Below are 11,741 nucleotides of genomic sequence, written 5' to 3'. Positions count from 1 at the left end.
TGCGGCATGGGTGATATTCTGGGCTATGCCCGCGTCAGCACCGGCGATCAGGACGTTGCGGGCCAGACCATGCGTCTGGAGAAGGCTGGCGCCATCAAAATCTTCACCGATGTCATTTCAGGTAAGAGCATGGAACGGCCCGGTCTGGCTGAGCTAATCGCCTATGCCCGCAAGGGTGACACGCTGGCGGTGGTCCGCCTCGATCGGCTTGGGCGCTCGCTTGCCGAACTTCTCACCACGGTTGAGACGCTACGCGGTCAGGGCATCGCGCTCCTGAGCCTTGAAGAAAAGATCGACACTTCGTCAGCTGCCGGCGAGCTCATCTTCCATGTGTTTGGGGCCATCGCCCATTTTGAGCGACGGCTGATTTCTGAGCGAACCAGAGATGGTATTGCCGCCGCCCGTGCTAAGGGCAAACAGCCTGGCCGTCAGCCGCTGGACATGTCCAAAGTGGATGCGGCCATCAAGCTGGTCGAAGCTCGTATCTCGCCTACCGAAGCAGCGCGGCAACTCGGCATCGGCCGATCGACCATTTATCGCGAAATGCGTAGGATGGGAATCGAACGGCCCGCCTGATTAAGCGCCCGTCCGTTCGCATCGAGCGTTCGCCATGCGTTCTCGCTTAGCGTTGTTTAGCGTACTTTCCACGCTATGCCCTCCGCTTCGATCACGGCCGCAATCATTCCAGCATCGGCGCCACTCGCGATCTTCACCGCAACGCCGTCGATCTCCAGTTCCATGGCCGTCGCCGCTTGCCGCGTCGCGCCGGAGTTGGAGAAGCGGCAGGTGCCGGTGGAACGGTCGGTTCGATCAGTGCTGGCACAAACGTTTCGGAGACCGGCTCTGCCGCTAACGGCGCCAATCTGTGGTCCACCAACTGCCGATGCAAGTTCTTGCGCCAGGCGCAAATCTGCGACGGATCCAACCCATGGCGACGCGCCACAGCACTCACCCCCACACGCACAAGGTGGGTGTGAGACACCGCTCTTACGATGCAAAAGCCGACGAACACGAGATCACCCGCATCAAATACCATGTAACATGCAGCCGCCAGAGAAGATGATATACAATCCGTTATCATCTCCCAGACTCGACGGTTATCAGTTCACCCCCATCGCCAACGCCTTTTGGAGCGCAACAAACTGCGTTGTCAGAGCCATGCGAGCCTGGACCAGGAGATCTTCTGCCGCCAATTGCTCATTTTCGGCGGCCAGAGCCACGAGCGCGGAAGATCGCCCCACGCGCCAGGATTGCTGGACAAGGTCATTGCTGTGAACGGCTGATAGGCCATTGCGCGCCTGCATCGCAAACATCTTGCGGGCTTCGCCGAACCGGTTGAGCGAGCCCTCCGCATCCTGGAGGGCGGCGAGCACCGTGGCGCGATACCCTGCTGCAGCCTCATCGCGACCGGCGACAGCCTGATCCACACCTGCCCGCCCGCGCCCGAAGTCGGCCAGATTCCACTGGATCGTCGGGCCCGCGACCGACCAGAGATTGTCCGCACTCGTGATATCGCCCTTCAGCGCGCCGCCAAGACCGACTACGCCGGCAAGGCTGACCCTGGGCATCCGGGCAGCTTCCGCCACGCCGATACCGGCGTTTGCGGCGTGAAGACGTTGCGCGGCTGCCCTGATGTCGGGACGCCGTGCAAGCATGGCCGCAGGATCGCCTACCGCCACCTCGACCGGAGGAAGCGGAACCGTGCCGGGCCCATCGAGCATGGTGTCGAGCGCACCCGGTGCCTCTCCCGCCAGCACGGCGATCGCGTCCTTGTGATCGTTCACTTCCGCTTCCAGGGCAGCAACCGTCTGTCGCCTGGCCTCCACGCCGCGGTCGGTCTGCTCGCGCTCGATACGCGACACCTTGCCCGCCCCTTCGAGCTGCGCGGTGAGATCGGCGATCTTCTGCTGGTTGGTGAGCAAATAGCGGGCAATCTCCAGACGCTGCCGGCTTGCGCGCAGCGCGATATATTGGCGCGCGATCTCTGCAGTCAGAGTGAGACGCGTATCGTCCGCATCGGCTTGCGCCGCGCCGAATTGCGCGCGCGTCGCCTCGATGTTCCGTCGCGCGCCGCCGAAGAGATCAATCTCCCACAGCGCGTCGAACCCCGCGAGGAACAGCGACGAGGATTTGGCCTCTCCGCCCGTCACCAACCCCGGTGCCTGGATATTCCCCGCACCGGCCCCGGCGCCGACAACCGGCGCCAGGGCCGCGCGCGCGCCGCGCATCTGGGATCGCGCCTGTCGGACGCGCGCTTCGGCCACCTCGATGGACGGGTTCGAAGACAGCGCGCGTGTGATCAGCTGATCGAGAAGCGGGTCGTTCAAGGTCCGCCACCATGGCGTCAATTGCGGCGGTACCGGCATCGCGGCCTGATCGGCGCGCACGAAGGTCTTGCTCATCGAAGCCGGCGGCGGCGGTGCCCCATGGAAATTCGGCCCCATCATGCATCCACCGAGCATCGGTATCAGCAGGAGCGGCGGGACAAGAGGAAGCACACGCATTGGCAGAATCTCCGGTTCGGATCGCCTCGGCACAAGCCCGCTGGACAGCCATCGGCGAATCGCTTACTAGCGCACTTAACGGTCGTTCAACAAGTGAGCTTTTCTGATGTCCGATATGCGATCCCAACTGCTCGACACAGCCGCCCGCCTGTTCGCGGAGCGCGGCTATAAGGCCGTGTCGATGCGGGACATCGCCAAGCTGGTCGGCGTGACGCAGGCCAACCTCTATTACCATTTCCGGGACAAGGCCGACCTGATCGAGGCCACGCTTGCCTCGGTGTTCGAGGCCCGCGCCCAGGAGCTGGATGCGTGGCTGGCCCGGCATCCCTCGAACCAGATCGAAGCCTTCGTTCGATGGTTCGTCCAGATGCTCATGACCGACCGGATCTTCGCCCGTCTGCTTTATCGGGAATTGCTGGACGGGGACGAAGCCCGCATCGCCGCCCTTTCGCGCACAGTGCTCCAAAAGCCGTTTCATTCCATCGTCGCGGCAGTGCGGAAAGGCAGGTTGGACGTGCCCGCCAGGGAAGTCGCGCTGTCGCTAGTCGGCTTCGCCCTGGGGCAAGTACTGGTTCTGCCTCTAGCGCCCGGGCTGACCGGAGAAAGCGAGACAGCCGACACAGTGGATCGGGTGGTGGCGCGGTTCCTAGCCCTGATCCAACCCGCGACGGTGGAGGCCTGACATGGGCCGCGATTTCCCGCCGATGAAGGCGCTTGCCCTGTCACTCCCATTGCTGCTCGCAGGTTGCGGCAGCGGACACGAAGCGTCGCAATCGGCGGAACCTCCGGCGGTCGATCTTCCGGTGACGACCGCTTCTCCGGCGGCATCGATGGACGGCGCCACGGCAAGCGGCACCGTCGAAGCCGATGACCGGGCACAACTCGTCGCTCGCGCTTCGGGTACGATCCGTGCGGCAGGTCTCTACGATGGCCAGCCTGTCAGGCGCGGACAGATCCTGGCGACCATAGACGCCCGGCAAGCCGAGGCCGCGGTTCGCCGCGCACGCGCCGGGCTGGATGCGGCTCTCGCCGAGCAGCATGACGCACGTGGCGACGTCGCGCGCGATGCACCACTCGCCCAGAGCGGGGCCCTCGCAACGGATGCCTATCGCAAGGAGCAGCTCCGCAACGACGCGGCGGTGGCCGGAGTCGCCCAAGCACAGGCGGCGCTCGCCACAGCGCAAGCGGATCGCAGCTATACCTCCATCGTCAGCCCGATCGACGGTGTCGTCGTCTCCCGGCAGATTCACGACGGCGACATGGTGATGCCCGGTTCGCCGCTGGTGACCGTGGAAAGCCGGGGTCGACTATTGTTCCGCTTTGCCGCTCCCCAGGCGAGCCTCGGGCTATTCGCGCCCGGCTCGACGGTTCCGGTGCTGCTCGACGGGCGAGAGGATCGCCCCGTGACCGGCCGGGTCCGGGGCGTCGTCCCCTCGGCCGATCCCGCGACGCGGCGCTATACAGTTGAGGTCGTCCTTCCCGCCGATAGCGGGATCATGCCAGGCATGTTCGGACGTGTCCGGCTTCCTTCGGTGGGCGACCAGGGCAATAGCGGAAGCGCTGTTTCCGTCCCTGCCGCCGCGGTCGCCGATCGCGGCGGGCTGACCGGCGTGTTCGTGGTCGGCAAGGACCAGCGCGTCACCTTCCGATGGGTGCGGCTGGGCGACCCTGTTGGTGATCGTGTCGTCGTGACCTCCGGCCTCTCGACAGGCGAGCGCATCCTGGCCCGCGTCGACCCGACTGTCCGAGACGGCGCGCGCCTTGCCGACGGAGCGGCGCGATGACAGAAGCCCCGCTCAATCTCGCGGGCCGCCTCGCAAAGACGTTCATCACTTCCAAGCTGACCATCGTCTTCCTGCTCGCCTCGCTGCTGCTGGGAACGCTGGCCGTAGCGCTGACCCCGCGCGAGGAAAATCCCCAAATCGTGGTACCGGGCGCGATGGTGACAGTGGCGCTGCCTGGCGCGACTGCCGAGGAGGTGGACCGGCTGGTGGTCGCTCCACTCGAAGGCGTGCTCAGCGAAATGACCGGCGTCGATCACAGCTATGGCGTGGCCCAGCCCGGCGTCGGCATGGTGCAGGTCCAGTTCAAGGTCGGCCAGCCGCCCGAAGATTCGCTGGTCAAGCTTTACAACCGGGTGATCGCCAACCGTGGCCGGCTTCCAGCGGACGCGGGTATCCCGTTGATCCAGGCCGTCGACGCCGACGACGTGCCCATCGTCACCGTGACGCTCGCTTCCCCCACCTATGACGATTACGGGCTCAAGCGACTGGCGGATTCGGTGGCCGAACGGCTTCGGAGCACGCCAGGCGTCTCGGTGGTGTCCGTCTATGGTGGCCGCAACCGCGAGATTGATGTCGCCTTCGATCCGGTCCGGCTCCAAGCCTTCTCGATATCGCTCGCCGAAGCGCGTGGAGCGTTGGCCGCCTCCGATGTAGGCCTTAACCTGTCGGGACCGGTGGAGGCGGGCAAACTCGAACGACTACGCTATGCCGGCGAACTGGGATCGGCGGCAGCGGTTCGTGACTTGGTGATCGGCGTGCGCAACGGCCGCACGATCAAGATCGGCGATGTCGCCACGGTGTCGGACGGCCCGCGCGACGAGATCATGCATCTCAGCCGCTTCGCCTTCGCGGCTGGCGACCCTCGCGCCAAGCTGGGCGAAGGCGAAATGCCCGCGGTCACCATCGCCGTGGCGAAGAAAAAGGGTGAGAATGCCGTCACCGTGTCCGAAGCCGTGGCCAACCGAGTCGAACGGATGCAGGCGAGCTTCATCCCCCGCGCGGTCCATGTCGTCACCACCCGGGACGACGGCCAGAAAGCCGACGAGGCCGTCGACGGGCTGATGGAGCATCTGGCGATCGCGCTCATCACCGTCAGCTTCATCATGCTGCTGTTCCTCGGCTGGCGCGAGGCGCTGATCGTTTCGGTGACGGTGCCCGTCATCTTCTCGATCACCCTTGGCGCCGATCTGCTTGGCGGGGTGACGATCAACCGCATCACTCTGTTCGCGCTGATCCTGGCGCTGGGCTTGCTGGTCGATGCGTCGATCGTCGTCATCGAGAACATCCACCGCCATTATCATGGCCACTCTACGGCCGCGAAGGAGGACGTGACCGTCCTCGCCACCAACGAAATCGGCGGCGCCACCAATCTCGCGACCTTTGCCGTGATGCTGGTGTTCGCGGCGCTGCTGCTCGTGACCGGCATGGCTGGCGATTATTTCTACCCCATCGCCTACAATGTCCCGATCGCGATGCTCGCCTCCATCGTCGTCGCCTATATCGTCACCCCATGGGCGGCGAACCGCTGGGTCAAGCGACCGGCTCCGACCGGCGGCATATTGGATGATGGAAGCGAGGCAGAATCAGAGGCAAACACCCATGAGGAGCGCAAGCCCGACAAGTTGCGGGACGTCTATCTCTGGCTGATCAAGCCGTTGCAGGAGCGTTCGAGCGCGCGCCGGGCCCTGATGATCGGTGCAATCCTCGCTCTGCTCCTATCGGCGGCGCAAGGCGGTTGGCAGTTCATCCGCCCATCCGGCGTGGGCGGGCCAGTGCCCCCGCTCGGCGTCGCCATGGGCTTTCTGCCCAAGGACAACAAGAACACCTTCAACATCGTCATCACCATGGTCGAAGCCAGCCCGGTCGAAAACACGGCCAGGATGGTCCATGAGATCGACGGACTTCTTGCCGCTGATCCGCTGGTGACGAACTATCAGAACTGGATCGGACAGGCCGGCGTCCCGGATTTCAATGGGCTGATGCAGGGCAGCTCGCTTCGAACGGGCGAGAATGTCGCCGAAATCCGCGTCAACCTTGTGGACAAGCAACATCGTTCGGAAAGTTCGATCATGCTTGTTCGCGAGTTGCGCACGAAGGTCGATGCCATCCGTGCCCGTTATCCGGGCGCCCAGGTGAGGCTGGTCGAAGATCCGCCGGGGCCGCCTGTGCGCGCCACGGTATTGGCGGAGTTACACGGCGAGGATCTGGTAGGCCTGCGTCGACTGGCTAAACAGGTCGAAGCCGAGTTTGCCAAGACCTACGACATGGTCGATATCTCAAACAGCGAGCCCACCGACGTGGCGCAATGGCGCTTCGTGCCAGACCGTGAAAAAGCGGCACTTTCCGGCGTATCGGCCGCGGATATCGCTAATGTCCTGGGCCTCGTCTACGATGGTCAGGTAGTCGGGCGCGCGCATATCGATCCTGAGCGCAATCCCGTTCCGATCCGGGCCTATGTGCCGCGAGCAGAGCAGCCTGCGCCGTCCCAACTCGAGGGTCTCTATGTGACCGGTCGGGAGGGACGTCAGATTCCGTTGGCCGAACTCGTCCGACGCACTCCGACCGAGGCCGACAAGCCGATCCAGCGTAAGGACAATGAGCGCGTGATCTTCATCGGGGGAGAACTCTCGCACAGCGTGCCGGTCTATGCCGTGCTCGATCTTAACCGCCGCTTGTCCAGGATGCACGCGCCCGACGGCCAGCCACTCGCCATCGGTAATCTCAGCCTCAGCGAGGCCGCGCCTGATATCATCAACGGCTACCAACTTCTTTGGAATGGTGAAATGCGCATGACGCTCGATATCTACCGCGACATGCTGATGGCGCTCGGCGCTGCGCTGACCGCAGTCTATTTCCTGCTCGTCGCCTATTACAAGTCGTTCCTCATTCCGCTGATCGCGATGTCCGCTGTGCCACTCGGGATCATTGGTATCTTTCCGGGGCACTGGCTGCTGGGTACCGACTTCTCCGCGACCTCGATCGTCGGCATCATCGCACTCTCCGGCGTGGTGATCCGTAACTCGCTGCTCATTATCGACTTCATTCAGGACAACCAGAAGCATGGCATGCCTCTCGCGGAGGCTGCCCGCATGGCCGGCGCCGTGCGCCTGCGCCCGATCCTGCTGACTACGCTTGCCATTGTGCTGGGCTCGGCCATCATGCTTCCCGACCCCGTGTTCGGCGGCCTCGCCATCTCGCTTATCTTCGGTACGCTTGCCTCGACCGCGCTCACCATCTTTGTCGTACCCCTTCTTTACGAGAGGTTCTTGCGGATATGAAGCGCCCCGGATCTTCGATGGCGCGTCGTCACCGGCAAATCCGGCAATTGATACGAACTGACCACCAAGCGCTCGGATTGAGGGAGACACTGACTGGCCTGCGGCCGGGTTGGTGGAAACCGGGATAGGATTTGCTAACGTTTGCTCATGGCTCAATGCTGTCGAACGCTTCTATGCCAAGCTCACCCGACGGCGGTTGAAAAACGGCATATTCCACTCCGTCGTCGATCTGCAGGACGCCATCAACTGTTTTATCTCGGAACAACACCTATGACCCGCACCCCTTCGTCTAGAAAGCCGATTCCGATCAAACATCGCCGCCGTCAGGCGCGGACACCAAACGTTGCAAGTAATCCGTTCTCATGTTCGCCACTCCGAGGAAAAGGTACGAGGGTCTTCCAATACAATTTGCCGGATGTCCTTTTTGGAGAGCTTGCCGGTGGCGGTGTGCGGCAGTTCGTCAACGATGATAAGATCATCCGGCACGCACCACTTGGAGGTCTTGCCCTTGTAATGGGCACGCATTTCGGCACGGCTAAATTCGGCACCGGGCTTCAGCACTGCCACCAGCACCGGGCGCTCTCCCCAACGGGTGTCCGGCCGGGCGACGATGGCCGCCTCCTTTATGGCTGGGTGAGCTTGGGCGATGTTTTCCAGATCGATTGAGGAGATCCACTCGCCACCGGATTTCACAACGTCCTTGGTGCGGTCGACAATCTGGATGAAACCGTCCTTGTCTATGGTCACCACGTCGCCGGTGTCGAACCAGCCTGGATACTGCTCGTGGGCGGAGCCAGCGGCGGCGTTGAAATAGGCCGCGGCCACCCACGGTCCACGCACCAGCATCGAGCCGAAGCTCCTGCCATCGTGCGTCACCTCGCGCCCTTCGCCGCCGACCACACGGAACTCCATGCCGAACACCGGCCGGCCCTGCTTGCATTCCAGCGCCAAACGATCCTCTGCGGGCAGGAGACGGTGCTTGGGCTTCAGCGCCGCGGAAAGGCCCAGAGGGCTGGTCTCCGTCATGCCCCAGGCCTGTCGCACCTCCACCCCCTTGTGGTGAAATCGACTGATCATGATGGCTGGTACCGCCGACCCGCCGATGATCACCCGCTTGAGAGAGGTAAACTCTTTGGCGTGGCCGTCCATCCAATCCAAGAGGCCGAGCCACACGGTGGGCACGCCGGCGGTGGACGAGACGCCCTCCGCCTCGAACAATGCGTACAGGCTCGCCCCGTCGAGCCGCGCGCCGGGCAGTACCAGCTTGGCGCCCACCATGGGCACTGCAAAGGGCAGGCCCCATGCATTTACATGGAACATGGGGACGATGGGGCACACCACGTCATTGGCAGAGAGCCCCAGCGCATCCGGCGCAGTGATGGCCATAGCGTGCAGCACGCTGGAGCGGTGGGAATAGAGCACGCCCTTGGGGTCACCCGTGGTGCCCGAGGTGTAGCACAGGCCGGAGGCAGTGTTCTCGTCGAAGCTTGGCCAGTCGAAGCTGTCCTGCTCGCCGTCGATGAGGGTCTCGTAGCACTTCAGGTCTGGCAGCTTCTGCGCGAGGATGTCGGATTCAGGCATGTGCGCTGTGTCTGTCATCGCCACCACCGCCTTCAGGCCATTCAACTGGTCCGCCAGTTCCTCGATGACGGGCAGGAAGGTGAGGTCGAAGAACAGCACGCTGTCACCAGCATGCTCGATGATGTAGGCTATCTGCTCGCGGAATAGCCGTGGGTTGATGGTGTGGCACACGAAGCCGGACCCGGACACGCTGTAATACAGTTCCATGTGCCGATAGTCGTTCCACGCCAGCGTGCCGACGCGGTCTCCGGTCTCCAGACCCATGCGCGCGAGCGCACTCGCGAGCTGTCGGCTGCGCCGGGCGAGGTCCGCGTAGGTGTAGCGGTGGAGGCCGCCTTCCATCGTGGCGGATACGACTTCGGCGTCACCGTGATACGCCTCAGCATGCCTCAGTATCCCTGACACCAGCAGCGGCACGTCCATCATGGTTCCGAGCATTGTTTCCCTCCGATTATTTGGTGCTTGTGCGTGGGTTCCGGGCGTCGGTCGTCTCGGCCAGATCTTCAAAAGGCGTCGGCGTCGAGCGCCATGAGCGAGGACGCGCCGCTGGCGAGTGCGGCTTCCAGGCCGAGCGTCTGCGGCAGCATGCGCTCTACGAAGAAGCGGGCAAGGGCGGTCTTGCGCACTTCCACAGCCGTCGCCTCGTCCAGGGCCGGCACGGCGGCGGCCATGCGCACCCACATCCAGCCGAAGGAGACGAGAGCGAACAGGCGCAGATAGTCAGTGGCCGCCGCACCCAGTTCCGCTCCACCGCCACTCCCGGCGAGGCGCTGCGTCACCCGCTCCAGCCGCGCCAGGGCTTGCGCCACGGGCGCCACCAGCCCTTCACCGGCGGTTGGCAGCGCGGCGTCGAGTTCTGCGCGGATCAGGGCGAAGAAGCGTTGGGTCAGCGTGCCGCCGTCGAGGGCGAGCTTGCGTCCCACGAGGTCCATGGCCTGAACGCCATTGGTGCCTTCGTAGATCTGGGCGATGCGGGCATCGCGCACATACTGCTCCATTCCCCATTCGCGGATGTAGCCGTGCCCCCCCAGCACCTGCTGGGAGGCCACCGCGGTCTCGAAGCCGAAATCGGTGAAGGCGGCCTTTACCACCGGCGTCATGAGCGCCACGAGGAGGTCAGCCTCCTTTCGCACTGCGGCATCCGTATGGCGGTCGGCGATATCCATCTGCAGCGCCGTCCATATCGCGAGGGCGCGCGCGCCTTCGGCGAAGGCGCGCCCCGACAGCAGCATCTTGCGCACGTCGGGATGGTCGATAATTGCCACTGGGCCTGGCGTGCCGTCGCTGCCGCCGCCCTGCAGGCGCTCCTTGGCATAGGCGACGGCCTTCTGATTGGCTGCTTCGGCGATGCCGAGGCCCTGGATGCCGACGAACAGCCGTTCCGCGTTCATCATAGTGAACATGGCATTCAGTCCGCGGCCCGGCTGTCCCACCAGCCAGCCGGTAGCGCCATCATAGTTCATCAAACAGGTGGGCTGCGCATGAATGCCCATCTTGCGCTCCAGTGCACCGACGCTCATGGAATTGCGTGCACCAAGGCTGCCGTCGGCATTCACCAGGAATTTCGGGGCGAGGAACAGGCTGATGCCTTTCACGCCCTTGGGCGCGTCCGGCAGGCGGGCAAGCACCAGATGGACGATGTTGCCGCCGAAATCCTGATCGCCGGAGGAAATGAAAATCTTCGTGCCGGTGATAGCGAAGGAGCCGTCAGCGTTCGGCACGGCCCGGGTCGAAAGCAAGCCAAGGTCGGTTCCGGCGGAGGACTCCGTCAGCGCCATGGCGCCAGTCCACTCGCCGGAGATCATCTTCGGCAGGAAGGCTGCCTTCAATTCCGCTGAAGCATGATGGCCGATGGCTTCTGCCGCCCCGCGGGTGAGGCCGGGAAACAGTCCGAAGGACAGGTTGGCCGAGGACAATATCTCGTCGAGCAGAATCTGTAGCACCCGCGGCAGACCCTGGCCACCATAGGCAGGGTCGCCCGAGAGCGAGCACCAGCCAGCCTCCGCGAAAGCGAGGTAAGCGGCAGCAACGCCGCTGGGGGTGGTGACGACACCGTTTTCGAGCGTGCAGCCCTCCTCGTCACCTGGGCGGTTCAGCGGCTCCAGTACACTGGTTGCGAACTTGCCAGCCTCCTCCATAATAGTGACGGCGAGCTCTGTATTCACCTCCTCATAGCCAGGTAGGCTGGCCATGATCGCGTCGAAGCCGAACACCCGCCGCAGCAGGAAGGAGATATCCGCGACGGGAGCGGTATAAATAGTCATAGTATCATTCTCGGAAGATCAGTTTCGCAGGGGCTTGCCGGGGCGAGCACAAATCAAATCTTAAAGGTGACGGCCTGTGCCTCCTCACCCAGACCATTGACAACCCCCTTAGATCGACTAGGCAACAATTCCACCATCGTCATTTTACTCCGTCATATGTTGAATGACCTGCGGGATACGCAATGGGCGGTGCATCATTAGGGTCAACATATAGTTTTCCATGCGATGTATTCGAATATATATTCAAAAACGAAGGGTAACCCCAACGCTCGTCAGAATGGGATCGATGTCGAGCCGGGTCAGCGCGGGCGCTCCACCTAGCGAACCTGA

General features: G+C 63.5%; 7 protein-coding genes and 1 pseudogene. 5 read left to right on the top strand and 3 right to left on the bottom strand.

The features are described 5' to 3' along the window. Positions 1-6 precede the first annotated feature (6 nt). Positions 7-576: a recombinase family protein gene (locus C0456_RS18530; protein ID WP_011607925.1), complete on the top strand. Its 570-nt coding sequence runs from the start codon at positions 7-9 to the stop codon at positions 574-576. A gap of 524 nt (positions 577-1,100) precedes the next feature. Here C0456_RS18530 and C0456_RS18525 read toward each other — a convergent pair. Further along, a complete protein-coding gene (locus tag C0456_RS18525; protein ID WP_040110219.1) occupies positions 1,101-2,504 on the bottom strand; it encodes an efflux transporter outer membrane subunit in 1,404 nt (467 codons plus the stop codon). Positions 2,505-2,610: 106 nt separating this feature from the next. Between C0456_RS18525 and C0456_RS18520 the strand changes: the two genes are divergently transcribed. The 4 genes and pseudogenes from C0456_RS18520 to C0456_RS18505 all read left to right on the top strand — a co-directional run. Then, on the top strand, positions 2,611-3,186 hold the full coding sequence (locus C0456_RS18520) for a TetR/AcrR family transcriptional regulator (protein WP_052209045.1): 576 nt from the start codon (positions 2,611-2,613) through the stop codon (positions 3,184-3,186). A gap of 1 nt (position 3,187) precedes the next feature. Further along, complete coding sequence (locus C0456_RS18515) at positions 3,188-4,288, top strand: efflux RND transporter periplasmic adaptor subunit (protein WP_052209044.1); 1,101 nt, start codon at positions 3,188-3,190, stop codon at positions 4,286-4,288. Continuing rightward, positions 4,285-7,566: an efflux RND transporter permease subunit gene (locus C0456_RS18510; protein WP_040110218.1), complete on the top strand. Its 3,282-nt coding sequence runs from the start codon at positions 4,285-4,287 to the stop codon at positions 7,564-7,566. Before C0456_RS18515 ends, C0456_RS18510 begins: the two co-directional genes overlap by 4 nt. A 142-nt stretch (positions 7,567-7,708) precedes the next feature. Beyond that, a pseudogene (locus tag C0456_RS18505) lies at positions 7,709-7,921 on the top strand (IS630 family transposase); the annotation flags it as partial. Between the two features lie 5 nt (positions 7,922-7,926). On the opposite strand, the gene C0456_RS18500 reads toward C0456_RS18505, so the two are convergent. Both C0456_RS18500 and C0456_RS18495 read right to left on the bottom strand, forming a co-directional pair. After that, positions 7,927-9,585, bottom strand: coding sequence for a long-chain-fatty-acid--CoA ligase (locus C0456_RS18500; RefSeq protein WP_040110217.1), 1,659 nt, complete (start codon positions 9,583-9,585; stop codon positions 7,927-7,929). 65 nt (positions 9,586-9,650) lie between these two features. After that, a complete protein-coding gene (locus tag C0456_RS18495; protein ID WP_040110216.1) occupies positions 9,651-11,411 on the bottom strand; it encodes an acyl-CoA dehydrogenase C-terminal domain-containing protein in 1,761 nt (586 codons plus the stop codon). Positions 11,412-11,741 lie beyond the last annotated feature (330 nt).

This window comes from Hyphomonas sp. (assembly GCF_013823385.1).
In the GTDB taxonomy this organism is placed as follows: Bacteria; Pseudomonadota; Alphaproteobacteria; order Caulobacterales; family Hyphomonadaceae; genus Hyphomonas.
The sequence above is the reverse complement of the archived record's forward strand: the minus strand, read 5'-3'. Positions and strand labels throughout refer to the sequence as shown.

Bases quoted from the DNA above. Each gene is read 5' to 3' on its own strand.
- C0456_RS18495 (WP_040110216.1), bottom strand. From the start codon at position 11,411: ATGACTATTTATACCGCTCCCGTCGCGGATATCTCCTTCCTGCTGCGG.
- C0456_RS18510 (WP_040110218.1), top strand. From the start codon at position 4,285: ATGACAGAAGCCCCGCTCAATCTCGCGGGCCGCCTCGCAAAGACGTTC.
- C0456_RS18525 (WP_040110219.1), bottom strand. From the start codon at position 2,504: ATGCGTGTGCTTCCTCTTGTCCCGCCGCTCCTGCTGATACCGATGCTC.
- C0456_RS18520 (WP_052209045.1), top strand. From the start codon at position 2,611: ATGTCCGATATGCGATCCCAACTGCTCGACACAGCCGCCCGCCTGTTC.
- C0456_RS18530 (WP_011607925.1), top strand. From the start codon at position 7: ATGGGTGATATTCTGGGCTATGCCCGCGTCAGCACCGGCGATCAGGAC.
- C0456_RS18500 (WP_040110217.1), bottom strand. From the start codon at position 9,585: ATGCTCGGAACCATGATGGACGTGCCGCTGCTGGTGTCAGGGATACTG.
- C0456_RS18515 (WP_052209044.1), top strand. From the start codon at position 3,188: ATGGGCCGCGATTTCCCGCCGATGAAGGCGCTTGCCCTGTCACTCCCA.